General features: G+C 72.0%; 24 protein-coding genes. 14 read left to right on the top strand and 10 right to left on the bottom strand.

The window, feature by feature from the left end; translation table 11 throughout:
- Positions 1-26: 26 nt before the first annotated feature.
- On the bottom strand, positions 27-1,943 hold the full coding sequence (locus ACZ7J0_RS25505; protein ID WP_470891028.1) for a bifunctional phosphatase PAP2/diacylglycerol kinase family protein: 1,917 nt from the start codon (positions 1,941-1,943) through the stop codon (positions 27-29).
- A 206-nt stretch (positions 1,944-2,149) separates the two neighbouring features.
- Between ACZ7J0_RS25505 and ACZ7J0_RS25500 the strand changes: the two genes are divergently transcribed.
- The 3 genes from ACZ7J0_RS25500 to ACZ7J0_RS25490 all read left to right on the top strand — a co-directional run bounded on the left by ACZ7J0_RS25500 (position 2,150) and on the right by ACZ7J0_RS25490 (position 7,408).
- The gene (locus tag ACZ7J0_RS25500) at positions 2,150-2,968 is read left to right on the top strand and encodes a dienelactone hydrolase family protein (RefSeq protein WP_470891026.1); all 819 of its coding nucleotides are present in this window, start codon (positions 2,150-2,152) and stop codon (positions 2,966-2,968) included.
- Between the two features lie 162 nt (positions 2,969-3,130).
- A complete protein-coding gene (locus tag ACZ7J0_RS25495) occupies positions 3,131-3,751 on the top strand; it encodes a DUF4232 domain-containing protein (protein ID WP_470891024.1) in 621 nt (206 codons plus the stop codon).
- Positions 3,752-4,018: 267 nt separating this feature from the next.
- Positions 4,019-7,408 carry a hypothetical protein gene (locus ACZ7J0_RS25490; protein ID WP_470891022.1) on the top strand — a complete coding sequence of 1,130 codons (3,390 nt, stop codon included), beginning with the start codon at positions 4,019-4,021 and terminating at the stop codon, positions 7,406-7,408.
- Between the two features lie 109 nt (positions 7,409-7,517).
- On the opposite strand, the gene ACZ7J0_RS25485 is transcribed toward ACZ7J0_RS25490, so the two are convergent.
- The gene (locus ACZ7J0_RS25485; RefSeq protein WP_470891020.1) at positions 7,518-8,633 is read right to left on the bottom strand and encodes an AI-2E family transporter; all 1,116 of its coding nucleotides are present in this window, start codon (positions 8,631-8,633) and stop codon (positions 7,518-7,520) included.
- Positions 8,634-8,910: 277 nt separating this feature from the next.
- Here ACZ7J0_RS25485 and ACZ7J0_RS25480 point away from each other — a divergent pair, with 277 nt between their 5' ends.
- Positions 8,911-9,444 carry a hypothetical protein gene (locus ACZ7J0_RS25480; protein WP_470891018.1) on the top strand — a complete coding sequence of 178 codons (534 nt, stop codon included), beginning with the start codon at positions 8,911-8,913 and terminating at the stop codon, positions 9,442-9,444.
- Positions 9,441-9,812: a peptidase inhibitor family I36 protein gene (locus ACZ7J0_RS25475; protein WP_470891016.1), complete on the top strand. Its 372-nt coding sequence runs from the start codon at positions 9,441-9,443 to the stop codon at positions 9,810-9,812. Before ACZ7J0_RS25480 ends, ACZ7J0_RS25475 begins: the two co-directional genes overlap by 4 nt.
- Positions 9,813-10,019: 207 nt before the next feature.
- On the opposite strand, the gene ACZ7J0_RS25470 is transcribed toward ACZ7J0_RS25475, so the two are convergent.
- The gene (locus tag ACZ7J0_RS25470) at positions 10,020-10,385 is read right to left on the bottom strand and encodes a nuclear transport factor 2 family protein (RefSeq protein ID WP_470891014.1); all 366 of its coding nucleotides are present in this window, start codon (positions 10,383-10,385) and stop codon (positions 10,020-10,022) included.
- A gap of 163 nt (positions 10,386-10,548) precedes the next feature.
- On the opposite strand from ACZ7J0_RS25470, the gene ACZ7J0_RS25465 reads away from it, so the two are divergent.
- Positions 10,549-11,322 (top strand): VC0807 family protein, encoded by a 774-nt coding sequence (locus ACZ7J0_RS25465; protein WP_470891012.1) that lies wholly within the window; start codon positions 10,549-10,551, stop codon positions 11,320-11,322.
- Between the two features lie 470 nt (positions 11,323-11,792).
- Positions 11,793-12,554, top strand: a complete 762-nt coding sequence (locus ACZ7J0_RS25460) for a class E sortase (RefSeq protein ID WP_470891010.1) — start codon at positions 11,793-11,795, stop codon at positions 12,552-12,554.
- Positions 12,555-12,572: 18 nt separating this feature from the next.
- Here the strand turns inward: ACZ7J0_RS25460 and ACZ7J0_RS25455 are convergent, their stop codons facing one another.
- The 3 genes from ACZ7J0_RS25455 to ACZ7J0_RS25445 form a co-directional block, all read right to left on the bottom strand.
- Positions 12,573-13,217, bottom strand: a complete 645-nt coding sequence (locus ACZ7J0_RS25455; protein ID WP_470891008.1) for a cysteine hydrolase family protein — start codon at positions 13,215-13,217, stop codon at positions 12,573-12,575.
- Positions 13,218-13,339: 122 nt separating this feature from the next.
- Positions 13,340-14,335, bottom strand: a complete 996-nt coding sequence (locus tag ACZ7J0_RS25450; protein ID WP_470891006.1) for a GlxA family transcriptional regulator — start codon at positions 14,333-14,335, stop codon at positions 13,340-13,342.
- Positions 14,336-14,422: 87 nt separating this feature from the next.
- Positions 14,423-15,631: an MFS transporter gene (locus ACZ7J0_RS25445; RefSeq protein ID WP_470891004.1), complete on the bottom strand. Its 1,209-nt coding sequence runs from the start codon at positions 15,629-15,631 to the stop codon at positions 14,423-14,425.
- A gap of 127 nt (positions 15,632-15,758) precedes the next feature.
- Between ACZ7J0_RS25445 and ACZ7J0_RS25440 the strand changes: the two genes are divergently transcribed.
- Together ACZ7J0_RS25440 and ACZ7J0_RS25435 are read left to right on the top strand one after the other, a co-directional pair.
- Positions 15,759-16,166: a YciI family protein gene (locus tag ACZ7J0_RS25440; protein WP_470891002.1), complete on the top strand. Its 408-nt coding sequence runs from the start codon at positions 15,759-15,761 to the stop codon at positions 16,164-16,166.
- 8 nt (positions 16,167-16,174) lie between these two features.
- The gene (locus ACZ7J0_RS25435; protein WP_470891136.1) at positions 16,175-17,350 is read left to right on the top strand and encodes an RNA polymerase sigma factor; all 1,176 of its coding nucleotides are present in this window, start codon (positions 16,175-16,177) and stop codon (positions 17,348-17,350) included.
- Between the two features lie 66 nt (positions 17,351-17,416).
- On the opposite strand, the gene ACZ7J0_RS25430 is transcribed toward ACZ7J0_RS25435, so the two are convergent.
- The gene (locus tag ACZ7J0_RS25430; protein ID WP_470891000.1) at positions 17,417-18,004 is read right to left on the bottom strand and encodes a TetR/AcrR family transcriptional regulator; all 588 of its coding nucleotides are present in this window, start codon (positions 18,002-18,004) and stop codon (positions 17,417-17,419) included.
- A gap of 115 nt (positions 18,005-18,119) precedes the next feature.
- Here ACZ7J0_RS25430 and ACZ7J0_RS25425 point away from each other — a divergent pair, with 115 nt between their 5' ends.
- Complete coding sequence (locus ACZ7J0_RS25425; protein ID WP_470891134.1) at positions 18,120-19,103, top strand: aldo/keto reductase; 984 nt, start codon at positions 18,120-18,122, stop codon at positions 19,101-19,103.
- Positions 19,104-19,225: 122 nt separating this feature from the next.
- Here ACZ7J0_RS25425 and ACZ7J0_RS25420 read toward each other — a convergent pair whose 3' ends face one another.
- Entirely contained in the window at positions 19,226-19,459 is a 234-nt protein-coding gene (locus tag ACZ7J0_RS25420; RefSeq protein ID WP_470890998.1) for a hypothetical protein, read from the bottom strand.
- 39 nt (positions 19,460-19,498) lie between these two features.
- On the opposite strand from ACZ7J0_RS25420, the gene ACZ7J0_RS25415 reads away from it, so the two are divergent.
- The 4 genes from ACZ7J0_RS25415 (at position 19,499) to ACZ7J0_RS25400 (ending at position 24,446) form a co-directional block, all read left to right on the top strand.
- On the top strand, positions 19,499-19,780 hold the full coding sequence (locus ACZ7J0_RS25415) for a hypothetical protein (protein ID WP_470890996.1): 282 nt from the start codon (positions 19,499-19,501) through the stop codon (positions 19,778-19,780).
- A gap of 635 nt (positions 19,781-20,415) precedes the next feature.
- Entirely contained in the window at positions 20,416-22,377 is a 1,962-nt protein-coding gene (locus ACZ7J0_RS25410; RefSeq protein WP_470890994.1) for an RICIN domain-containing protein, read from the top strand.
- 89 nt (positions 22,378-22,466) lie between these two features.
- Positions 22,467-23,036 (top strand): hypothetical protein, encoded by a 570-nt coding sequence (locus ACZ7J0_RS25405; protein WP_470890992.1) that lies wholly within the window; start codon positions 22,467-22,469, stop codon positions 23,034-23,036.
- Positions 23,037-23,504: 468 nt separating this feature from the next.
- On the top strand, positions 23,505-24,446 hold the full coding sequence (locus ACZ7J0_RS25400; protein ID WP_470890990.1) for a nitroreductase/quinone reductase family protein: 942 nt from the start codon (positions 23,505-23,507) through the stop codon (positions 24,444-24,446).
- A gap of 113 nt (positions 24,447-24,559) precedes the next feature.
- On the opposite strand, the gene ACZ7J0_RS25395 is transcribed toward ACZ7J0_RS25400, so the two are convergent.
- Together ACZ7J0_RS25395 and ACZ7J0_RS25390 are read right to left on the bottom strand one after the other, a co-directional pair.
- Positions 24,560-25,339 carry a hypothetical protein gene (locus ACZ7J0_RS25395; protein ID WP_470890988.1) on the bottom strand — a complete coding sequence of 260 codons (780 nt, stop codon included), beginning with the start codon at positions 25,337-25,339 and terminating at the stop codon, positions 24,560-24,562.
- Entirely contained in the window at positions 25,339-25,743 is a 405-nt protein-coding gene (locus ACZ7J0_RS25390) for a hypothetical protein (RefSeq protein WP_470890986.1), read from the bottom strand. The genes ACZ7J0_RS25395 and ACZ7J0_RS25390 overlap by 1 nt, the downstream gene beginning before the upstream one ends.
- Positions 25,744-25,747 lie beyond the last annotated feature (4 nt).

The raw sequence follows: 25,747 nt of genomic DNA, 5'->3' as shown, positions 1-25,747 counted from the left end.
GCGGTACGCGAGTGGCGGTGCCATCGTCATCCTGACTGTGTGTGCCTCAGCGCGTGGGGCGCGAGGACGTTCGGCGGGTCGGGGGGACTCGGCGGTGCGGGCAGGCTCGGCGGTACTGGGGGACGCGGCGGGGTCCGGGAATTCGCGACCTCGCCCCGGCCGACCGTGTCCGGCGCGCGCCCGGTGGTCGCGCCCGGAGCGCGGGGCAGCTGAATCCGCAGGGCGCCCGGCTCTACCTCCGCGGTCAGCCGGCAGCCGTCCATCACGGTGTCGCCGTCGACTTCTCGAGGCTGCGCCGAGGCGAAGCGGATGTCGATCCGCGTTCCGGTGAAGTACTTCAGAGCTCCTCCGGCCTCGGACCGGTCGCCGTCCGTTCCCGGTCCCAGGTCGGCCGCCGGCCCCCGCTTCGGAGTGCCCCTGTGCACGAGGCGGGACGCCAGGTGTCCAACGGCGGCGAACCAGCCGGAGGCCCCCCTCGGGTCGAAGAGCACGACCTCCAACTGCCCACTGTCGGGCCGTGCCCGGGGCAGGAGGTCCACACCCCCTTGCAGAGCGCCCACGTTGCCGATGACGACCATGCGGGCCCGGTGCCGATGACGCCGGCCGCCGTCCACCTGGACGGACAGCCGTGTGCGGGGGTCTCGTAGGTGCTGGGCCGCCGACAGGACGTACGCGGCCCAGCCGAGCCTGGCCTTGAGCCGCGGGGAGGCGTCGCGGACCATGGCGGCGTCGAAGCCCGCGCCCGCCATGACCGTGAACCGCGTCGACGGGAGGCCGTCGCCTCGCACCCGTCCCACGTCGATGCTGAAGCGGTCTCCCGCCAGGGCCTCGGCGAGGGCGGTCGCCGGATCCAGGGGGAGGCCCAGATTGCGGGCCAGAAGGTTTCCGGTGCCGCAGGGCACGACGGCGAGCGGGATCCCGGTACCGGCCACCACATCGGCGCACGCGCGGACAGTGCCGTCCCCTCCGCAGACGACGACCAGGTCGACGCGGCCGGGGCCCTCGCCCGGGGCGCCGGGCCCGGCCGGTCCGCGCTCGCCTGCCACGCCGGGCCCGGTCGAGGCGCACTCTTCGGCCAGGTCGCCGCTCGGCCGCTCGACCGACGTCCGCGTCCACCGCTGATCCGGGCAGCCGTGGTCGTGGAGGACGGCACGCACGCGGTCGGCCAGTTCGTCCCCGCAGGCGAGCGGATGGCGGACCACGACGACGCGGCCGCCGGTGGGACCCACGGGCTCAGAGGGAACGGTGTCGGGTGAGGACCGGCGGCTGCCGCGGCTGTCGGCCGGGCCCCGGCCGGAGAGGAACACGGCCCCGACGACGAGGAGCGTCAGGGCGCCGTTGATCAGGCCGCCCATGACATCGGTGGGGTGGTGCATGCCCCGGTACATCCGCGAGAGCCCCACAGCCGGAGGAACCAGCAGCAGTCCAAGCGCCGTGACATGGCGCCAGGGACCACGGATGCGGGTCAGTGCCAGCGTCGCCAGCCCTCCGTACAGTGCGACGGATGCTCCGACGTGCCCCGACGGGAAGCTCGACGTCGGTGGGGCTCCGTCCAGATGGGGCACGTCGGGGCGGGGCCGTTGCACGAACATCGTCACGACGAGGAAGACGGCCGACTGCACGGCGACGGACGTACCCAGGAACACGGCCTCCGTCCAGCGCGGGAGACCAGGCAGCATCAGCAGCGCGGCCATGCAGACCAGCGTGACGCCGACGATGCCCTCCGTGCTGGCCACTACCGACAGCCATTGCGAAACGCCGTCGGCCAAGGAGCCGCGGTGCGCGACGAATCCCCGGTTGATCCCGTCCTCGGCAGGGACGAGCGGCCGGCCGGCCGGGGCACCCGTCACCAACAGGCCCAGGCCCACCATCAGCGTCACCTGCGCCGGCACCAGCACCACAAGCCAGGAACGTCTCGAGGCCGCACCGCTCTCCGTCGTCATGGAATCCCTCATTGCCCGTCGCGGCCGGATGATTCGCCGAACCGCGCCGCCGCCGCGGGAACGGCTTGGCGTCCGCGGTCCGGTGGGCCTCCCGATGGCCGGTGGCACACGAAGATCTGTTCTAAAGTCAGCCGGGCACTGGGCGGTTCCCTCGAACACGCTCGTTCACGCGAAGACGCTCGTCCGCCCACTCCGAGAGGAAGCCTGTGGCCGATCACGATCTGTCAGGATTCGAGCGGGAGACGTTCACCCACCAGGGAGCCACCCGCGAGATCCTGCGGCGCGGCACCGGACCCGCCGTCATCGTGCTGGCGGAGATTCCGGGAATCACGCCCAAGGTCCTGGAGTTCGCCGAGCGGGTGGCCGCGATCGGCTGCACGGCCGTGCTCCCCGTGCTCTTCGGCATACCGGGCCGTGACCCGGCTCCCAGCGCCCGAGGGCCGCTGCGTTCGGCGCTGTACGCGGGCGCGTCGATCGCCCGGGTGTGTGTGAGCCGCGAGTTCACGGTCCTGGCCACGGGGCGGAGTTCGCGGATCGTGGACTGGCTGCGGGCGCTGGCCGCAGCCGAACACGAGCGCTGCGGAGGGCCGGGGGTCGGGGCCGTCGGCATGTGCCTGACCGGCGGTTTCGCGCTCGCCATGGCCAGCGATCCGCGCCTCCTGGCCGCCGTACTGTCCCAGCCGTCTCTGCCGCTGGCCGTCACACCGCGCCGGGCGGGCGGGATCGACATCTCCGCGGACGAGCTCGCCACCGTACGGGGACGCTGCGAGCGCGAGGGGCTGCGGGTCCTGGGCCTGCGGTTCCACGGCGACCGGCTCGTCCCTCCGGACCGCTTCGCGTTCCTGCGCAAGACCCTCGGAGACGCTTTCGTGGCCGTGGAACTCGACGGATCGACCGCCAACCCCGAAGCGGCACATGCCCCGCACTCCGTCCTGACCGAGCACCTCATCGATGCGCCGGGCCAGCCCACGCGCGCCGCGCTGGACACGGTGCTCGACCTGTTCCGTCACCGGTTGCTGGGCTGACACACCGAGCGCCGGAAGGCGGCCAGCCGGCGCGGGCCGAGGTGCCGCGCACCGGCGACCGTTGTGGACTCGGCAAGGCACCGTCACCAAGCTGTGAAACTTCTACGGGAAAGTGGTGCTCACTCCAGCGCACTTCGCGCTTCTCACTCGGGGGAACACATGATGAGCACCGTCCGCAGAGCCGCCCTCGCCCTCGCCGCCGTATCGGCCCTCGCCCTCACCGCCTGCGGGCCCACCGAGGACGGGGCGGGAGCGGCCAAGAAGCCGACCACGAGCCCCAAGAAGTCGGCGACGCCGTCGACACCGTCGAAGCCCCCGGGCAAGGGCTCGTCCGGCGGCGGTGACGGCTCGTCGCCCGACCCCGACTACGACGTCTTCCCGTGCAGTACGTTCGACGTGAAGTTCACCGCGACCCTCGCCGAGCCCACGACCAGCAGCTACCTGCTGAAGATCACCAACAAGGGCACCAAGGCGTGCAAGGCGATCGGCCATCCGGTCGTGACGTTCGGCGATCTGGACGGGCAGGCCGAGAAGCGGGGCGCGTCCCCCGCCATCGAGGACGCGATCAGGCTCGCGCCGGGCCAATCCGCCTATGCCGGGCTCATGGGCGGTCTCAAGGACGGCACGGGCAAGACCGTCGCGTCGATCGCGATGACCATGGACACCCAGTCCGACCTGGAGCAGACGCCGCTCAAGGCGTCGACTCCCGGCCTGTACGTCTCGCCCGCCAAGAACTCCGTGACCCCGTGGATGGACAACGCGGAGGACGCGCTCACCCTGTAGGCGCGGCGCCCCTGACGTCGGCGACGAGCAGAGGGCGTCGGCCCGGTGGTCCCGCGCTGCCATCTGGAGCACCGGGGTGCGGCTCGCGCTCTCCTGACCGAGCGTCCGCCCATCCCGGCGCGGGGCCGGCCGCGCTTCGCGGACGCCGACGCGTCCGACGAACGGCGCCTGCCGTCCTCGAACCGGAGCCGGGGCGCACCGACCCCCCGTCGGCGCCCGCTCGGATAACCCATCGCACAAACAGATCATCGCGAGCACAATCGGCGCATGCCGACAACCGCGGAGCAGTTGCTCTCCGCACTCGAACCTCTGCCGTTCCCCGCCCGCCTCTCGCTCACCGCGAGGACCGCCCGCCGACTGGCGGAGGAGGGCGAACTCGTCCCGCTGCTCACCGACTTGGACGCCGGTGGGCCGTACGAACGGCGGCTCGCGGCGCTGGCCGCCTCCGCCGGGCGCGACGCCGGCTTCCTCGCCGAGCGGCTGGCCGATCCCGATCCTGTCGTCGCCGGCTACGCCCTGCGGGGCGCGCGTGTCCTGGCCGTGCCGGACGAGGCGGTGGAGGCGGCGTACGAGGACGCGCCGGCGGCCCTGCGGCACCGGCTGGCGCGCCTGCTCGCCTCCGGCGGCCGTACCGCGCTCGCCGAACGCCTGGTGGTGCGGCTGCGCGCGGAGTGGGGCGACGCCGAGGCCGCGCGACTGCTGGTGGCCTGCTCCACGCCTTTCGTATCAGAGCGGTTGCCGGAGCTCGCGCATGCCGTCGACGGCTGGACCACCCTCGCCCGCCGACATCCCGAGCCGGTTCTGGACCACGCCGAACGCGGCCTGGCCGACCGAGTCGGGGACCAGCGGGAGGACTGGTGGCGCGCCCATGCCACGACGGTCGCGGCACTCTCGCCGCTGCGGCCCGAGCGGGTGCTGACGCTGCTGGAGCGGTACGGGCCCGGTAGCCTGCCGCCCGCGCTGCTGCGGAGCGGTCTCGGCGCGCTGGTCACCGCCGACGCCGAGCGCGTGATCCGGTGGATCGTCTCCCCCGACCGCAGGGAACAGCGCCACGAGCCGATACCGCCGCCGGGAGTGCTGCGCGGACTCGTGCGGGCAGCACCTGCGTCGCTGCCGGCGCTGGGCCGCCACTGGCTGCACCGCGGCGGCCATCTCGAGGCGCTGCTGAAGGCCATGGCCCCTGCCCGGCGCGCGGTGTTCCTGGACACGGTCACTGCGGGAGGGGCGCCTGGAGAGCCGGCTCTGAGCGTCCTCGACCTGCTGCCCCGCGAGCGCCGCTGGGCGGAGGTGCGACGGGCGGCGGCCGCGTTCACCGACGAAGCCTGGTCCTGGTGGGACGACCTGGACACCCTCGCCCATGGCCCGTTCGCAGAGGCACGGACGGCACTGCTCGCGGCGGTCCGACGGCCCGACGCGGACGACCGCGCCCTCGCCTGGCCGCTGCTGGTGGCGTGCGCCGGACGGGACGGCTGCCGCGAGGCGGTCACCGTAGTACTGACCGCGATGGAGCGCCTGCGCAACGAGCGCGATCCCGTGCGCGCCGCCGCGCTGGGCGCGCTCGCCGCGGTACGCCCGGGACTGTTCCGCTCGGACGACGCCGCGGCGCTGGACCGGATCGCGCTCGACGCATTGGAGGCGCGGGACAGCTCGGCCGGCAGCAGGACCGCACTGCGCACCCTCGCCGAGCGGGTGGTGGTCGAGCACGCCACGGACGGTGAAACGGCCCTGCGCACATGGGCGCTCCGCACGCTGGAGCGGATCGCCGGGCGGATCGGCGTGCCGGACTTCGGACCGCTGCACCGGGTCCTGCGCCGGGGCCAGGAGCACCAGGTGTTCGAGGCACTGCGACCCTGGCTCGAAGCCGCGGCCGGGCGGGCCGACTTCCGGCTGCTGCTGGGCCTGGCCGAGGCACTGGGGCCGCGTGCCCGATCGATGCCCCAGCTGCAGCACATGCTGGTCACCGCGCTGGAGCGCGGCGACGACGAGACGTTCGCGGCGGCCGCGCGGCTGTGGCTCGCCGCCCCGGCCACCCGCGACGACCGGGTGGCCGGGATCGTCGCGCTCGAACCCTCGGCGGTCGTCCTCGCGCCCGTACGGGATGTGCTGGCCCGGCGACGCACGGATCTGCTGGACCCGCTCCTCGACGACACCCCGCCGTACGGCCGCTTCCTGGTACGGGGCACCCGGCGCCCGCTGCCGGACCTCGCCCAGAGCCACCGCTGGCTGCCTCGCCAGCAGCGGGCGGCGGTGGGTATCGCCGGGCGGGCGGTCGCGGACGCCTCTCTTCCCCTGGACGACCGCGCTGCGGCGATCCGGGCCGCCGCGTCCGTACCGGAGCTGGGGCATGCGCTGGCGATGCGACACAAGGACGACGGCGACGCGGTCGTCGCCGAGGCAGCCCTCGGCGCTCTGCCCTGGACGGACCGGCCTCAGGTCGTGCTGCCGGTGCTGCTGGAGCACGCGGGCGGTGACCGGGCGCGGGTCGCCGTGTACGCGGCGGGACGCGCCGCACGGTTCACTGCTCCGTCCCAACTCGCTGTCCTGGTCGGCCCGTTGCTGACCGGGGAGCACCCGGCGAAGGTGACCTCCCGCAAGGAGGCCGTACGGCTCGCCGCCCGCTTCCTGCCGCCGCGGCGGGCCGTGGACCTGCTGGCGAGCGCCTTCCACGCTCCCGACCGGCACCCGGACGTGCGGGCCGCCGTCATCCGCGCCCTGCCGCCGTTGCTCGGTGTGTCCGAGGCCTGGCGCCTCCTCGAGGACGCCGCACGAGACGACGCCCCGTCGGTGCTCGGGGCTCTCCTCGAGGTCACCCCCTGGGAGCTGGCCGACGGGCACCGCCGCGGGTACGCCTCCGTGGTCGACGCGGCATACGACGCGTGCCTTGCGACGCTCGACGGCTTCGCGAGCTACGGCACACTGCGGGCCGTGGGTGTGTGGTCCCGTTACGCCCCCGAACTGGCCGGCCGGCTCGCCCGTACGGTCTGCGATCTCGGCAGCCGCGGCCCCTGGCAGTACGCGGCGTGGACGCTGCGCGACCTGGCCGTCTCCGAGCTGCCACACCCGGTGGGCGGCGCGGCTGTGGGCAGTGTGTTCCACGGGGCGGTGGAGGAGCTCCTGGCCGCGATGCACGGGCCCGGGGGCGGGGGCGACGCGCTGGGGGACCGGGACGTTCCGGCGCTGCAGCGGTTGCGGACTCTGGTGTCGCTCTCCGACCCGGGCGCACGGCCCGAGGTGTCCGAGGAGGTCGCCAGGCAGCTGGCGCCGGAACCCCTCCTCGTCGCCGAACGTGCCGACCTGCTGAGCCGGTTGATCGACCGCGCCGCCGAGCCGACCGTACTCCTCGGGCGCCTGCGGGAGCTCGCGGACGTCCTGGAAGCCGGCGGAGTGACCGTCGCGACGCAGACCGCCGCCCGGCTGTGGACCACCTGGGCGCATCGACCGCTGCCGCAGGACACCGGCCCGGTACTGGCCGCGGCCGACCGGCTGGCCCGGGACGGCGGCACCGCGGCCGGCCTGCTGGCGGTCGCTCTCGTGACCGGGACGGCCAACGCCCTCGACTGGCCGGAGGAGTGGCGGTCGGTGCTGCGGCTGCTGCGCCGGCACCCGGACCCCGATGTGCGCCACGGGGCGTACCGGATCTTCACGGCGACGGAATGACGTCCGGGGCCACCCGCGGCGCCGGGGCTCACGGGTGGTCGGCCGAGGTTACGACGAGCCGGGGGGAGGCCTCGTGCCTCTCACCACGGGACGGGGACAGATGTGGCTGTCATGAAGGGAGGGGGGCACCGGTGTGCGGCTCGTCGGCGTCCGGCTCGTTCGGGGGCTCGCTGAGCTGCTCGCGCACGTAGTTCCAGACCACCGCGATCAGCGCGGCGACCGGCACGGCGAGCAGACTGCCCACGATGCCCGCCAGGCTGCCGCCCAACGTCACCGCCAGCAGGACCACCGCCGCGTGCAGACCGAGCCCGCGGCTCTGGATCATGGGCTGGAAGACGTTGCCCTCGAGCTGCTGCACCACGACGATGATCGCCAGAACGATCAGCGCGTCCGTCAGGCCGTTCGACACCAACGCGATGAGCACCGCGACGAGACCGGCGAACAGTGCGCCCACGATCGGCACGAACGCGGAGACAAAGGTCAGCACCGCGAGCGGCAGCACCAGGGGTACGTCCAGCACCCACAGGCCGAGGCCGATGAAGACCGCGTCGAGCAGACCGACGAGCGCCTGCGAACGTACGAACGCGCTCAGGGTGTCCCAGCCGCGCGCGGCCACGACGGGAATGTCGACGGCGAGCCGGCCGGGCAACTGGCGGGCGAGCCACGGCAGGAACCGTGGGCCGTCCTTGAGGAAGAAGAACATCAGGAAGAGCGCCAGGACGGCCGTCACCAGACCGTTGACGACGGTACTCACCCCGGTGACGAGTGCGGTGACCATGCTGCCGACGCTCTTCTGAATACGGGCGACCGCGGCGTCGACTCCATCAGTGATCTGGGCGTCGCCGATGTTGAGCGGCGGCCCGGCGGCCCACTCGCGCACTCGGTGGATGCCTTCGACCACGCCGTCGGTCAGCTCGCCGGACTGGGACGCCACCGGTACCGCGATCAGTGCCACTACGCCCGCCGCGACCAGGAGGAACAGCAGGGTCACGGCCGAAGCGGCCAGGGCCGGGCGCCATCCGTGCCGCCGCAGGAAGCGGGTCAGGGGCCAGGTGAGGGTGGTGAGGAGCAGGCCGACGATGAGCGGCCAGACGACCGACCACATCCGGCCCAGCACCCAGAGGGCCACCGCGGCCATCACGAGGACCAGCAGCAACTCGGCGGATATGCGCGCCGATGCGCGGAGTGCGGCGCGGGTTCTCGTGGAACTCAACGTGGCAGACATGGGATCACCTTATGGGCACTCCCGTTCGGCTCGGTGATCCGACCGGTGGTCATGGACGGTTCGGCGTGTGCCGCCGTCTTTCGCGCCGGTCTTGGTGATCGGTGGCCGGGCCGCGCCTGCGCGACGAGAGCGCGGGGTGGCCGGGCCGGGCCGCGCCTGCGCGACGAGAGCGCGCCGCCGCTCGGCTCACGCGCGGCGAGGTCACGCAACTCCGCTCGCCGGGGGGTGCTTTACGGCTCAGGGCGTGACGTGATCACCCCGAGGACGTTGAGTGGGCATGATCGTCCCCGTTCGTACGCCCTGGGCCGTGGCCCTGGTCGGTGCCCTGACCGGCTGCTTCTTGGCCGGCTGCTCGGCCCCCGCGCCCGGGCCGGCCCCGGACGAGGTGATCAAGGCCGCCACCCAGCGCCTCACCGATGCCTGCCTCGCCCGCCAGGGCCTCGCCGCGCCTCGCCCGGGCCAGAGCCCGTCGCCGGCCGACCAGCAGCGGGTCGCCGACGCGCTCTTCGGCTCCGGTCCGGCGGAGCTGTCCCTCGCACTGCCCACCGGTCATGTCGTACGCGCCCACAGTGACGGCTGTCTCGCCGCCGCCCAACAGCGTCTCTACGGCGACCAGAGCCTCTGGTTCCGGGCATCGGTGACCGTCAACAACCTCCAGCCCGAAGCCGAACACACCCAACGCGGCATGGCCGAGGTCCGTGCTCGGCACCGCGCCGAGATCGACGACTGGCGAAGGCTGCGCGACCACGCCCTCTCCGAAGCCACCACCGTGCTCAACCACCCCTCACCGAACGGAGAACCCTCCCGATGAAGCGCCTCACCGCAATCCTCGCGGCCACCCTCCTGTCCACCGGCGCCGTCCTGGCCCACGCCGCGATCGCCCAGGCGGCGGACTGCCGCAGTGGCTACTTCTGTGTGTGGACGGACGCGAACTTCGACGGCATGAAGATCGAGCACAGCGGCGACGACCACTGGTGGGAGGGCGACATGTTCAAGCACGATTCCTCGTGGGCGAACCACGGCCTCTCCGGGCCCGGCGTCCCCGACCACGTCAAGGTCTACGAGGGCCGCGAGCTGCTGGGACGGGTCACCCTCTGCCTGGCCCCCGGGCAGGAAGTCGGCTACAACGGGGGCGCGAACGACCTCGGCGGCTCCCACACCTGGTCCGCCGGCTGCTGAAAAGCCCCACCAGGTCCGAAGCCCCGACTGCGCAGCGCTCCGCCCGCACCCCGCCCTGGTGCGGGCGAAGCGCTGTTCGCGCCAGTGTCCGGTGCCCTCAGTCCGGCGCGGCGGATTCGTCACGGCCCCAACTCGTCGGTCGTACGACCGATCCGCTCCCTCGCCGAGCCGGCTCGGGACGCCCCGACGGTCGACGGGTGCGCTCCCTCAGCTCGCCAACGTGCCTTGGTGGAAGTACATCCTCCAGCCCGTTTCCGTCAGGCGCCACAGAGAGCTCCGCCACGCACGGCGTCCTCGGTCATCGGTGAAGTACGTCAGATGGACGATGCCCGGAGCGAGCACGACCCCGGTCATCTCGCTGACCTTCACCGGGGACTGCGGAACCACCGAACCGGCACTCGTCACCGTGAGAATCGACGTCGCGTCCCAGCGTCGTCCCGACGCTCCGATCTCGGTGAACTCCCGGTCCAGAAGCGCCGATACCAGGGCCGGCGACGCACGCACGTCGGGGTCGAGGAGCCGCAGCTCCGCAGCGATGGCCGCCTGCACCGCCGGCTCGCTCTCGTCTGCCATGAACGAACCCTACGCGGCCCCGGGACGGAGCTTCGGCGCCCGGGGCGCGGTCTCGATCGCTCCGCCAGATTTGGTGATCATTTGGGATCCAGCCTCTGGTTCCTGGCCGCCGGCCTGCATAGCGTTCGCGAGACCGCATTCACCAGGCACTTCAGGGGGAACCATGTCCACTCAGGACACCGCTCACACTCCAGGCGCTCCAAGCGCTCCCCACACTCCGGGGGCCGAGGGCGAGCCGGCGACGCGGCGCCATGAGCGTCCGGCGCCGCCGGCGCGGTCGCGTGGCGCCGCGGCCCTGGGCTGGGCGCTGACCATATCGCTCAACGTCGTCGCTCCGATCGTCACGTACAACGCGCTCCACGACCACGGCTGGAGCGAGTTCTCCGCGCTCCTGGTGAGCGGCGCCTGGCCGGTGCTCGACTGCGCCGTCCACTTCGCCTGGCGGCGCCGCCTCGACGAATTCGGCATCGTCACCCTGGTGTTGCTCGCGGTGACCGCCGTGGTGTCGGTCGTCGGTGAGCAGTCGGCCCGCTCGCTGCTGGTCAAGGACTCCGCCGTCACGGGTCTGTTCGGACTGCTGTGTCTGGCGACGCTGTTGGCGCGGCGGCCGCTGATGTTCTACTTCGGCCGCAAGTTCGCGACCGACGGCACCGCCGAGAGCACCGCGTGGTGGAACGGTCTCTGGCAGTTCGAGGGCTTCCGCACGACCATGGTCACGATGACGACGGTCTGGGGTGTGGCCTACTGCGTCGAGGCCGTGGTCCGCATCGCGTTGGCGTACACGCTGAGCACGGACACGATGGTGGTTCTGAGCCCCGTCCTGATCTACGGGGTTCTCGGCGTGCTCGCGGTCTGGACGACCTTGTACGCCAAGCGGGCACAGCGCAAGGGCGAGGAGCGCGCCGCTCAGGCGGCCGCGGCCGCCGCTCAGGCCTGACCGGCCGAGACCTGACGACGGCGCCCGACGGCCCGCCGGAACCTTCGAGGTCCCGGCGGGCCGTCGGTGTCTCAGTGACGGGTCACTTGCCGTAGTACGGGGATGGTCACGGTCGACCGTGGTGCGAAGCCGCGAACGGCTTCGTGGCGGCAGGGCCGCAGGCGCCGAACCGCGACCGCGCAGGTCCGGCCACCTATGGACGGGCGGATGAGCCGGACCGTGCTCCGCACGACGGCGGACCACGGTCCGGATGCGGTTCGGCCTCCGTACAGACAGTGATCACCGCGGCCCGGGAGAACGGCCACGCGCTGCCGCTCGGCGTGCGCCTACCACGCCCACCGGATTCGAGCCAGGCGGAAAGGTCACAGCCCCTACCCCTTATGGCCCTCTTGCTCCGTATGTCACTCTGGCGGGGTGGACCGGGTCCTCCACTTGCCGCACGGCCCGGCCGATCGACACGGATCACACCCATGCACCTGCTCTCCCCGCACCGCACCGCATCCGCCGTACTGGCCGGAGCCATGACCGTCCTGCTGGCGGCGTGCGCGCCCGAGGCCCTCGCAGGCACGCCGGCTTCCTCGCCGCGGACGACGGCAGCGGTACCCGCCACGGCACCCGTCGCCCCGCCCGTGACCACCGCGGCCGCCACGCCCCGCCAGGAACCGTCCGCGGCGACTGAGAGCTCCCCCTCCCCGCGGCCCTCGCCGCGCACGCAGGTGTCCATGCTGTCCATACCCTCGGCGGGTATCGCCGCGCTGCGCGTGGTCCCGTACGAGGGCACCACCGACGACGCGCAAGGCACCCGTATCCAGGACCGCGGTATGGCGGCCAGCCCGTACGGGAAGCGGGGCGGGGTCGGTCCCGGCCAAGTGGGCAATTTCCTGATCACCGCGCACCGCCTGTCGGCGGGCGGCCCGCTGCGCGACCTGCCCTCCGTGGACGAGGGCGACACCGTCCTCGTGACGGCCGGGAAGGTCGTCTACACCTACGAGATCGTCGCGACCCGCAAGACGTCCTTCCGCTCGGAGCGCTCGCTCGAGGAACAGCGCGCCGCCGTGCCGGGCCACCCGGGGGTGGCACCGACCCGGGCCATGATCACGATCTCGACCTGCGCCACACCTGAGGACCACGCGGCGGGCAACTTCTGGAGCGACGCCCAGGGCAACCCCGAACACCGCATCGACAAGATAGGCGTTCTGCGGAAGACGTCCGGGGCCCCGGCCGCCGACTAGCCCACAGGTGCGCGTCGATCACACCGCGTTCGGCTCCGCCTCCTGCTCGATGTCGGCGATCTCCCCGAGAATGTCACGCACGCGGGGGGCCACGGGGCCGAACAGATCGGCGACGGTGGTCAGGGCTGCGCCCTGGAGGGCCTCGGCAGGCAGAGCGGTGCCGTCGGGGGCGACGAGAGTGCGGGTGGCGGTCGCTTCGGCGACGACGGTGGGCCGGTAGCCGAGGTTGAAGGCTCCTTGTGCGGTGAAGGTGACGCACATGTGCGTCATGAATCCGGCCAGCACCAGATCAGGACCCGCGCCCAGGTCACGCAGCGTCTTCTCCAGGTCCGTCTCGTGGAACGCGTCGGGGAACCGCTTGACCACCACCCGCTCCTCCTCGATCGGGGCGACTTCGGGGCTGATCTCGCCGATCTCGGCACGGATGTCGTACGGCGTGCCCTCGCCACCGTCGTTGACTATGTGCACGACGTGCGCGCCCCGGGCGCGAGCGGCGGACAGCAGACGCGCGCCGGCGGCCAGCGCCTCCTCGACCCCTTCCAGAGCCATGACGCCGGTGCGGTAGGTGTTCTGGAAGTCGATCATCAGGAGGGTGGCGCCGGCGAGCTCCGGGAGCTGGTTGTCCAGACCGATCACGTCGCGAAGTGTCCTGGAAACAGGCATGGTTGTCTTCCTCTGGGGATCTGGGAATCTGGGGATCTGGGGATCTGGGAACAGGGTGGAACCGGCATGGCCGGGCGCGCGGACGTGCGCGCCGGTGAGCCGTGCCGGGGGTTGTTGACTGGTCAGGCCGTGGTCGTGCGGAAGCGGCGCCGATAGGCGGCGGGGCTCGTGGCGATCTGCCGCCGGAAGGCGCGGTGCAGGGTCTCCACCGAGCGGAGCCCCGTCGCCTGGGCGATGAGCTCCAGGGGCTGGTCGGTGGTCTCCAGCAGACGGCGCGCGGCCTCGACTCGCAGGGCCTCGACGTACGCGGCGGGTGTGGCCCCGGTCTCCTGGGTGAAGACGCGGGCGAAGTGCCGCTCGCTCAGGCACATGCGCTCCGCCAGCGCGCCCGCCGACAAGTCCGCGTCGAGGTGATCGGAGACGTACAGGCGCAGCTCGTCGATGTCCCGTCGGGACGCCGGCGGGCGGCTGATCGGAACGCTGAACTGACTCTGGCCGCCCTGCCGTTTGAGGTAGACGACCAGGTGCCGGGCGACCGTGAGCGCGAGATCCTCGCCGTGGTCCTCGGCGACCAGGGCGAGCGCCAGGTCCAGGCAGGCGCTGATGCCCGCTCCGGTCCAGACCCGGCCCGAGCGGATGAAGATCGGGTCGGGGTCCACGGTGACCTCGGGGTGGTCGGCGGCGAGCTGGTCGGCTGTGGACCAGTGCGTCGTCGCGGCCCTGCCGTCCAGCAGGCCGGCCGCCGCCAGCAGGTGCGCACCCACGCACACGGAGGCGATCCGCCGCGCGTGGGGGGCGGTGTCCTTGATCCAGCCCACGACGTCCTGGTCGATCCGGGGCCGGGGCCCGTCGGCGTACGTGTCCACCGCGCCGGGCACGAGGAGGGTGTCCACCGCGTCGCCGACATCGACGAAGCCGAGATCGGTGACCAGACGCACTCCCGCGGAGGTGGCCACCACCTCCCCCGCCCGCCCGGGACCGGCGAGGCGGACCTGGTAGCGGGCGCGGCCGCCGGACTCTCGGTTGGCCAGCGCGAAGACCTCGGCCGGCCCCGTCACGTCCAGCAGATCGACGTCGGGGAAGACCGCGATCACGACGCGGTGCTTGATCTCGGGCATGCCCCCATCGTTCGCCCTGGGCCCGTGCGACCGCAATGACGGGCTTGTGTCACATCCGGACACCCCCATCCCGATGGGGCTGCCCGCTCAGGAGGCGGGGAGCCGGTGACGCAGCAGGTACAGGCCCGTGGCGGCGGTCACGACCATCGCGCACGCACTGAACGTCAGTCCGGCTCCCACCAGCCCCAGCCACAGGGTCAGGGCGCCGACGCCCACGACCGGCAGCGAGATGCCGGTGTAGGCGACGACGAAGAACGAGGAGACCGTGGCGCCCCGATGCGCGGCCGGTGCCGCGTCGCTCACGGCGCTGAGCGCTGCCCGGAACGCCACCCCCTGCCCCAGGCCGCCGCCCACCGCGCCGGCCAACAGCAGTACCAGGAGCTCGGTCCACAGGGACGCGGCGACCAACAGCAGGCCGACCACCAGGATGAGACAGCCGAGCGGGAGCGCCTTCGACACCGGCATGTGGCCGGCCAGCCATTGGCCGAGGGTCGAACCGAGGAACACCGAGAAGACGACGAGCCCCACCACCGCGTGGTTGCCGACGCCCAGGGTCTCCCCCAGGAAACTGGGCGCGAGCGAGGTGAACAGACCGAGCAGGGCGAATCCGGCGAAGGCTGCCAGCGCGCACGGCACGAAGACGCCCCGGACGGACGCCGGGACGGACAGACCCTGGGGCCGCAGCGGGGCCAGGCGCCGGGGGTCTTCGACCGTCTCGGGTAGCAGCAGCACGACAGCACACGCCACCGCCAGCAGGGCCAGATGGGTGAGGAAGGGCAGGATGAGCGGCGCGGGGGCGTACTCGGCCAGCAGACCGGCGAGCAGCGGGCCGCAGCCGAGCCCGCCCATGTTGGCGGCGGTCGCGACGAGGGCGGCGCGCGCCTTGCGTTCCGACGGGGCGAGCTCCAGAACGGTGACGGTTCCCGCCCCGCTGAGCAGCCCGGCCGAGAACCCCGACAGCACCCGGCCGGCGAACAGCAGCGGCAGCCCGCCCTCCAGAAGGAAGCAGAGGGCGCTCAGGGCGCCCAGCCCGAGCGCGTAGAACAGGACCGGGCGGCGTCCCACGTCGTCGGAGTAACCCCCCGCCAGCAGGAGGGTGAGGATCACGCCGACCGCGTAGGCGGCGAAGACCAGCGTCACCACCAGCTCCGAGAATCCCAGCTCCTGCCGGTAGAGCCCGTACAACGGGGTGGGCAGAGTCGTACCGGCCATGCCGATGGCGAACACCGCCCCGGCGCTCACGTATCCGAGCCGGCGGGGGCTGCGGATACGGGACCGTCCGGCGATCTGTGTCATGGATCACACTCTAGGGTCAGCACAAGAGCCAAAAAATTCGGACGGCGATGTCGAGAACCCGTGACCGGCTCCGTCCCCGAGGTGAACGCGACCACAATGGGTCGCACCAGCGCTGAGGAGAAACACCATGGCCAAGTACCTGCTGCTGAAGCACTACCGCGGCGCTCCGGCCTCGGTCAACGACGTACCCATGGACCAGTGGGCCCCGGAGGAGATCTCGGCGCACGTGCAGTACATGCGCGACTTCGCGGAGCGGCTCGAAGGGACCGGCGAGTTCGTCGACGGACAGGCGCTCGCCCCCGAGGGGACTTGGGTTCGGTACGACGGCGAGGGGCGCCCGCCGGTCACCGACGGCCCGTTCGCCGAGACCAAGGACCTCATCGCCGGCTGGATGGTGATCGACGTCGACAGCTACGAGCGCGCCGTCGAACTGGCCGGGGAGCTGTCGGCTGCCCCTGGAGCGGGCGGGAAGCCCATCCACGAGTGGCTCGAGCTGCGCCCGTTCCTGACCGCGCCGCCCACCATCACGGAGTGACCACATCGATGGACGAGGCCCTGCTCCGCAGCCTCACGCCGAGCGTGATCGGGATCCTCGTCCGCCGCGGAGCCGACTTCGCGGCGGCCGAGGACGCCGTCCAGGACGCGCTGGTCGAGGCGGTCCGTGTCTGGCCGACCGGTCCCCCGAGGGACCCGAAGGGCTGGCTGGTCACCGTGGCCTGGCGCAAGTTCCTCGACCAGGCCCGGGCCGACACGGCCCGCCGCCGGCGTGAGGACCTCGTCGACGAGGAGCCGGCGGCTGGGCCCGCGCCCGCGGTGGACGACACGCTCCAGCTCTACTTCCTGTGCGCCCACCCTTCGCTGACGCCGTCGTCCGCGGTCGCGCTCACGCTGCGCGCCGTGGGCGGGCTCACCACCCGCCAGATCGCCGAGGCCTACCTGGTGCCCGAGGCGACCATGGCGCAGCGCATCAGCCGTGCCAAGCGCACCGTCTCCGGTGTCCGGTTCGACCGGCCCGGCGACGTCGCCACCGTGCTGCGCGTCCTCTACCTGGTCTTCAACGAGGGCTACTCCGGCGACGTCGACCTCGCCGCCGAGGCCATCCGGCTGACCCGGCAGCTCGCGACAGTGATCGACCACCCCGAGGTGGCGGGGTTGCTCGCCCTCATGCTGCTCCACCACGCCCGCCGCGCCACCCGGACCGCGCCCGACGGCCGCCTGGTGCCGCTCGGTGAGCAGGACCGCGGCCGGTGGGACACCGGGTCGATCGCCGAGGGCGTCGAGATCCTGCAAGGGGCCCTCGCGCGCGACCGGCTGGGCGAGTTCCAGGCCCAGGCCGCCATCGCGGCACTCCACGCCGACGCGCCCACCGCCGAGGAGACCGACTGGGTGCAGATCGTCGAGTGGTACGACGAGCTCGTCCGCCTGACCGACAGCCCGGTCGTCCGGCTCAACCGCGCGGTGGCCGTCGGCGAAGCCGACGGACCGCGCGCCGGGCTGGCGGCGCTCGCGGCGCTGGACGACTCCTCCCCCAGCTCTTCGACCACGGGACGCCCCATCCCCCGCCACGCCGCGGTGGCGGCGTACCTCCACGAACGCGACGGCGACCCGGCCACGGCGGCCCGGCTGTACGCCGAGGCCGCCCACAAGGCACCCAACCTCGCCGAGCGCGATCACCTGATGCGCCAGGCCGCCCGGCTCAACGCCCACCGGTCCCGCTGACGGATCGCGCCCGGACCTTCTCGCGGCACTGGGCGTGCTCGGTGATCAGAGCGGTGACCTCGCCCCTCAAGCCCCATTCCCGGGCGGTGTGATGGCGCGGCGTACGGACTCCACCACCGCGGCCCGGTGCCGGGCCAGCCGTGTCGGTGGCCAGTCGGCGCCCGTCTCACCCGCCGCCGGGCCGCCCACCGCACCGAACCACGCCTGCGACAGGCCCATCACCAGCGTCAGCACATCGGCCGCGTCCAGCCCGGCGTCGATCCGGCCTGCTTCCTGCGCCTGCCGCACTGCCATGAGCTTGGCCTGATAGGACTCCGCCTCCACGCCCGTGGACCCCGGACGCTCCAGCTGCTTCCACAGCACCAGACGCATCAGCGACGGCCGCTCGACGAGGTGGTCGAAGACAGCGCCCGCGTAGCCGGGCAGGTCGTCGGCGTCGAACGGTACGGACTCCGAGCCCGTCTCCAGGGCCCGCTGGAGCACGGCGTCGAAGAGCTGCTCCTTGTTGCCGTAGTAGACGTAGATGAGCCGCTTGTTCGCCTGCGCGGCCTCGGCGATGCGGTCGACCCGCGCACCGGCGATGCCGTACGCCGCGAACTCGGAGAAGGCCGCGTCGAGCAGCCGAGCCTTGGTCGCGCTGGAATCCCGTGCCATGTTCGAATCCTAGCAAGTAACTATCTGGTTATTGACATCGGTGGCGACTGTGCCGCATTCTCTATCTATCCAGTTAGTTACTTACTTATCGAAGGGCACCACCATGGAGACGACGATGGAGATCCGTACGCTGGGCGGCCAGGGGCTGGAGGTCGGCGCCGAAGGGCTCGGCCTCATGGGCATGAGCGCCCACTACGGAGCCACCGACGAGACCGAGGCCCTCGCCACCATCGACCGCGCCCTGGAGCTGGGCGTCACGCTTCTCGACACGGCCGAGGGCTACGGCCCCTTCCGCAACGAACAGCTTCTCGGCAAGGCGCTGACCGGCCGCCGCGACGCCGCCGTGGTGGCCACGAAGACCGGAGTCGAGTTCACCGACGATGGCCGGCTCCGCGGCCACAACGCGACTCCTGAGTACATCCGCCACTCGGTCGACCGTTCCCTGCGCCACCTGGGCACCGACCACATCGACCTCTACTACCTGCACCGCATCGACCCGAACGTGCCCGTCGAGGAGAGCGTCGGTGCCATGGCCGAGCTGGTCGCCGCAGGCAAGGTCCGCCACATCGGCCTGTGCGAAGTCGCGCCTTCCACCATCGCCCGCGCGCACGCGGTCCACCCGCTGGCCGCCGTACAGACCGAGTACAGCCTCTTCGAACGCGGTATCGAGCACGACGGCGTCCTCGACACCCTGCGCGAGCTCGGCATCGGGCTCGTCGCCTACTCCCCGCTCGGGCGGGGATTCCTCTCCGGCGCCATCACCAGCCCGGACGACTTCGCCGCCGACGACTTCCGCCGCACCGACCCCCGTTTCCAGGGCGAGAACTTCCACCGCAACCTGGCCGTCGTCGACCAGGTGCGCCGTCTCGCCACCGAGAAGGGCGTCACGCCCTCGCAGCTCGCCCTGGCCTGGACCCTCCACCAGGGCGCGGTGCCCATCCCGGGCACCAAGCGCCGCCGCTACCTGGAGGAGAACATCGCCGCCACCTCGGTGACGATCACCGACGCGGATCTGGCCGCCATCGACGCCGTGGCCCCGCACGGCGTGGCCTCGGGCGACCGGTACGCCCCCGAGCTGATGAGCTCGCTGAACGGCTGACGGCCGAACGGCCGGGGAGAGCCTGCCCCACCGACGGGAGTAGGAGCTCCCGGGGCGCGAGGACGAGTTTCCGGGCTCCCGCCCCACATGTCGGGTGGGCAGGGCCCACGACGCGGCCTCAGCTATCCGCGGTCGCCGGGAAGGGGCTGGGTGACACGCCACAGGCGGCGGGGCAGGTCGCCTTCCTCGAAGGCGTGCACCTCGTCGAGGGTCCAGCCGACGGCGAGGGAGTCGACCAGGGCGCGGGGAAAGAAGTGGACAGCGAACCCGCCCGCCCGGCCGCAGTACGCGGCGGACTCCGGGACGAAGCCGAACTGCGAGTTCCCGGCTCGCCACAGGTGACCGTGGAGCGGCAAGGGAGGCCACGGCGCCCCGGCATCGAACCCGGGACGGCGTTGGCCGCCGTGTTCTGCCTGGTGATGACGGCCCTGCTGGTGACCGGGTCCTGGGGAGGCGCGTTCTGCTGGGTGTTCGTCCCGATGGTGGCCGGTGCGGGCGTCTCTTTGATCGAGCTCGGCTGGAAGCCGACGCGGGAGGGCTGGGCCCTGACGACCCGGGGGATCACGGTGGACGGCCACCGGAAGAACTCCGGCTCCCTCGACCGGGGCGACACCGACGCGCAGTACGTCTATTTGTTCACCGACACCGACGGGGTGGCGCGCGCCTACCGGGTGTGAACCTGGGCCGTGACGAGGAGGAGATCACCTACGATCCGCGCGACCCGGGCGTCTGCCAGCTGCGGCGCCGCACTGTCGCACAGCTCGTCGCCGGACTGGCGGTCCTCCTCATTCTGGCCCTTCCCCCTGGTGGGCAGTGGCCTGGCCCTCAGTCTGCTGGCGTTCGCCGACCTGCTCGGCTTCCGGTCGTTCACCGACGTCTAGGGCCGCCCGGGCGGCCGAGCCATAGGCCGACTTATGCGACCTCAAGGAAACTCTTTCAGTCGGCGCACCATGCGTGATCTCGCGAATTCCTTGGAGTGAGGGATTCCACTGACAGTGAGTCAAATAAGAACTTCCCATATCTCGATCAGATCACGGAAACCTTAAATAGGGCTAGACCAATGCGGCGAGAGAAAGACAACTCCCGTACAGGCACAGCTAATTGATTTCTCGTCAGTTTGAACCACCAGGTAACGGAACGTACTTATTCATTAGACCCTCTATGCCTGAATTTTCCCTCCATTCGTTCTGGCAGGCTTCCGCGCACCGTCCCTTGACCAAGGAAGAGGTGCCACTTGCCCGGACGCCGAAGACTCACGTCACAGCGCCGCACATCCCGCGGACTCATATTCGGCACGGCCGCGGTCGCGGCCATGGCCGTGCTGGGAGGGGTGGCCTACGAGGTCACCCGACCGGCGAATGACACGGACCGCCCGGTCTCCCTGGCCCAGCCGGCCGGAACGCCGACCGTCGCTCCCGAACCGGCCGCCGAGCCCACCCGGGAGAAGGACCCCAAGCCGCTGAGCAAGACGCCCAAGAGCGAGCCCAATCGGGGAATCGTCTACAAGGGCCTGTCGCCGGCGCCCGCGGGGGATCCGTGCGCAGGGGTGTACCGCACCACCGACGGGCACTGCACCCACGGCCCGGACGCCCCGCCCAAGGGTGTCGACATCAAGAAGGACACGCCGCCGGCCGTCAGGTCGACCGCGCCGGCGGCCGACCCGACCACGCCGGGTGCCACGAAGCCGTCCGACCGCGAACTGCCCCGCACCACGCCTCGGCTCGACGCCGCCGCCCCGAAGGCCGGCGGGCCGCCCGCCGCCACGGGTTCCGGCGCCCCCCGGACAGCGGGCGCCGGCGCCCCGGCCGGACAGACCGTGCAGTGCGACGGCGACGGCAGCACCGGCAACCGCGTCCAGGTCGTCTACGTACACGCTCCCGGAAGGGACAGGTACGCCGAGTACCTGGCGTCCTTCCGCAAGTGGTCGTCCGACGCCGACCTCATCTTCTCGGAGAGCGCCAAGGACACCGGCGGTGTGCGGCACATCCGCTATGTGACCGGCTCCGACTGTCTGCCCACCGTGCTCGACATCGAGCTCCCCGCCTCGTCCCTGGGCGAGTTCAGTGCCACGAACCGGGCGCTCGCCGGCAAGGGCCTGGACCGTCGTGACCGGAAGTACATGATCTTCGCGGACACGCAGGTCTACTGCGGCATCGGCACGTTCGCGGGCGACGAGCGCCCCGGCCAGAGCAATCTCAGCAACTTCGGCCCCTCCTACGGGCGTACCGACACCGGCTGCTGGGGCGGCCACACCGCCGCGCACGAACTCGGCCACAACCTGGGCGCGGTCAACAACAGCGCGCCCAACACCAGCCTGGGGGCCCACTGCACCGACGAGTGGGACGTGATGTGCTACTCGGACACGCCGTACTACCCCAAGATGCGCTCGATCTGCCAGGACGGCGCGTACGAGAACCGGCTGGACTGCAACCACGACGACTACTTCCACACGAACCCCAAGCCCGGCAGCTACCTGGCCACCCACTGGAACATCGCCGACAACCAGTTCCTGATGGGCACGAAGGGCACCACGCAGCCCGACCCGAAGCCGACGCCGACGGGCGGCCCCACGACCGGACCCACGACGGCGCCCGACGTCACCGTCGGGCAGGTCGCGTCCGACTCCGCCGTGGCCAGCTGGAAGGCCGTCGGCACGGCCGCCTGGTACCAGCTCTTCCTGGACGGAAAGCCGCTGGGCTGGGTGCAGACGAACACCGCCCGCGTGTACAACCTGAAGCCGGGCACCGCCTACACGCTCGCCGTCTCCGTACGGGACACGTCCGGCCGGGACACCGGTCCCGGCAGGGCCACGGCCTTCCGTACGTCCGGCAGCGGCGGCGGTACCACCACGCCGAGTACGCGCTACCTCCTCACCAACGGCCCCACCGGAACGGCCGCTGAGGTCTGGGGCGGCAGGACCGCCGACGGCACCGTCCTCGTCGGCTCCCAGCGCAATGGGTACGCCCAGCAGCAGTGGTACTTCGACGACGCGGGCAACGGCTTCAGCCGCGTCCGTTCGGTCGTGTCCGGGAAGTGCCTGCAGGTCGGCGGTACGGCCGGCGCCGGCATGTGGGTCTCCCAGCAGCCCTGCGGGAACACCGCCCCGCAGCAGTGGAGGGTCGCGGCGAGCGGCAACGGTGTGACCGTCAGTGCCGGTTCGAGCGGCTATGTGCTCGCCGTCAGCAACCGCCCCTACTACGGGTCCTGGCTGATCGAGCTGCAGCACCCGGTAGGCGGCCCCGCGCAGGTCTGGACGCTTCAGAAGGCCTCCTGACCTGTCGGCTTCTGCCACCAACCCGGCCGACGGGCGGTCCCCACCGCCCGTCGGCCCCACCCACTTCGCCCCACCGGAGGACGACGACCATGCGCACAGCGCTCCGACCCGCCCTGCTCACCGCCGTGACGGTCTTCGCACTGACCGCCCTCGGCACGGGAGGAGCGTGGGCACACGGCGGCACCCTGGCGGTCGACATCAAGGGCCAGCAGGCAGGCCACGTGACCGCGGTGGTCACCTGGGAGAACGACGAGGACCCCGTCACCGAGCGGGTCGCCGCCACCGTCAACGCCGTGAGCGCCGACGGCTCCCGTACCGCCGGGCCTTGGATGCTCGTCCGCGACCCCGCCCACCCGAACTCCTACACCACGGCCGAAGCGCTGCCCCCCGGCACCTGGAAGGTCACCGTGGAGGCGGGCCACCCGGCACTGGGACGGGACGAGGCGGACATCACCGTGGCCACCGCACCCGCACCGCCCTCCCCCACCGTGAAACGGCGCCCCGCCCCGACGACGGCCGCGCACACCGACGAGGCGCAGACCCCTACGGCCGCGGCCGGCACCGGTCCCCTGACGGCGGCTCTCGTCGGAGGCGCCCTCGTGGCCGGGGCGGCGGCAGTCTTCGGGGCCGTTCGCCACAGGCGCGGCAAGAACAAGTAGCCGCTTCACGCGGCCGGTTGGCGTTCAATGCGGTGAAGGAGCAGCGATCACCGAAGACGCGTGATCATCCGTGTTGACAGGTGCCTGTCGAATGCATGTAATGGAGCCGGTGTCGCGTGGCGCCGGCCAAAGAGCAGTGGGCCGGTCGGCGATCGGGCGAACACCCTTCCTCCAAGGGGTCCGTCATGAGTTCCTACTCCGCGCCCTGTATCTGACGTAGCGCAGCCGCACGTCGTCTTTTCCGCCTTCGCGTATCCGGGCACCGTCACGTGTGTCGTGTGCCATGCGCGGACCGCGCCCGAAAATGGGGCGCCGGCGGCACCATTCCGACCGCTGTGTACATCCGTCCGCAGCCCGTGTCCGGTGAGAGACCGTGCGGCCGCTTCGCCCCGCGCTCGTCCATCAACCGCGTCCGCACGCATCCGTACGCACCGCGGACGCACCCGCGTCTTCCGGAGACACACACGCATGCCCATGTCTTTCAATGAATCGGTCATCGAGGAATTCCGCGCCAACGGAGGAAAGGTCGGTGGCCCGTTCGAAGGCGGGAACCTGCTCCTGCTGACGACCACCGGCGCGAAGTCCGGGACCGAGCGGACCACTCCACTCGGTTACGTCCGTCACGGCGATTCGCTCCTGCTCGTCGGGTCCAACCTCGGCGGCGCGAGGCATCCCGCCTGGTACCACAACGTGCTGGCCCACCCGATGGTGCGGGTGGAGATCGGCTCCGAGACCTTCCAGGCCCTCGCGGTCCCCGCCGAGGGAGCCCGGCGCGACGAACTGTTCGCGCATGCCGTGCGGGAGGTTCCCGGATACGGCGACTACCAGGCCCGAACGTCCCGCCCGCTGCCCGTCGTGGTGCTGGAGCGGGCCGAGCCCCACGACTGGGAGGGGCCCCGGGAAGTCCGCACACTCGCCGACAAACTCATGGAGGTCCATACCTGGCTGCGCGGCCAGTTGCGCCAGGTCAGGGCGGAGGTCGAGGCCCACTTCGCCATCCGCGCGGCTCACCAGGGTCCCGGTGAGCCGCCGGCCCCCGGTCTCGGGCTGCAGATCCGGGAGCGCTGCCTGGCGTTCTGTCAGGCGCTGGAGTTCCACCACACCAGCGAGGACGCGCACATGTTCCCCGGGATCGCCCGCCATCACCCCCACCTGACCGACACCTTCGACCGACTCGGCGACGAACACCGCACGGTCGCGCACATCCAGAGCCGGCTCGTGGCCCTGCTGGCCGGCATCAGCATCGCCGAGCCACAGCGCTTCCGCACCGAGCTCGAGGAGATGTCGTCGGAGCTGAACGCACACCTCGACTACGAGGAAGCGTCCATACTTCCCCTTCTGGCCGACGTCCCCTGGCCGCCGGTCCCTCCCGCGGACGCGGCTGAAGAAGGCGAAGACGCCCGCACCTGACCGGACATTACGGGGGCCGCGACATCCACCGACCGGGCGCCGCGGCCCCGCCGGTCCGGTCACGTCGACGGTCCAGGGAGCGCGCGTCGCGGACAGGGGGTTCGGAGTGTGCGCTAACGCCCCTTGTTGAGCAGCTCGTTGATCAGCGCGCCGTCCGCCGGGAGTACCCGACCGTGCCGCAGCGGCACCCCGAGCACCTCGGCCAGCCCCTTGAGGCCGGTGTCGACGGCCGCCTCGACGGCCACGGCGAAGCCCGTCATGGCCGCCCGCCCCTCGCGCACACCCGTCAGGGCGAGGCCGGTCCCGATCACGAGTGCCGGCCACCAGAGGGCGGCCGTCGCCAGCGCCCCGTACGGCACCGCCCAAGCCGTGCGGAGGGCCGCGGCCGCGTAGCGGTCCCACGCGGCGTTGACCTCCTGCCGGGTGCTGTCGGGGGCCAGTTGCCACAGACGCGGCCACACCAGGGACATGTGGACGCCGTGCTGGACCCGTATCCGCTCCTCGACCGCGCCGAGTCGCCGCCCGATCCACGTGGCGCGGTCCGGGACCTCTCCCGCGCTGCCCCGCAGCCTCCCCACCGTCCGCCGCAGCAGGCGCGACCGTCCGGCCCACAGCCGGCCGACACCCGACGCCAGCCAGTCCGCGCACAGCGCCGAAGCCGCGGCCGCGAGGATCAGGATCACCAGCCCGGCCGCCTTCCCGGAAGGCGAGGCGTACCGGCCAGTGCGCAGCCGCTCCAGCCAGTCGATGGTCGCGGCCACGTCCACGGCTCCAGAGCGGCCGGGGGCCAGGGCCACGGCGCAGGCGACCACGAACAGCAGTCCGGGCAGCACGATCCGGGTCAGCCAGCGTTCCGTGACCTTCTTGCCGACCTCCGAGAGGAATCCGTCCATCAGACCGGACTCCCGTCCGCCGGTTGTGCCGCCGGCTTGAGGGGGACTCCGTCCGGGTCGTCCGGGTCCAGGTAGCACATCGGCCAGGCGCCGGACTCGTCGCGCGAGCGGCGGGCCGTGCAGCGGCCGGTGGCGCGCGGGCACCGGAACACGCTGTTCACCTCGGGCTCCTCGCTCCACAGCCCGGCCGCGCCCACGCCGTCCTTGCGCCGTTCGCCGAGCACCAGGGACGGATCATGACCCAGCTGCCGCAGCGCCTCCAGCGCACTGCCGCCTTCCCGTACCTCGTCGAGGACGTCCTCGAACTCGTCGAGGGCGCCGTCCTCCTCGAAGTCCGCGCGGACCTCGCTGTAGTGGTCGCACAGCCAGGTACGGGCGCGTTTCTCCAGGGCGCGGTCGGTCATCTTC

This window comes from Streptomyces sp. NPDC038280 (genome assembly GCF_055600045.1).
This window is presented reverse-complemented; position numbering and strand designations above follow the sequence as displayed.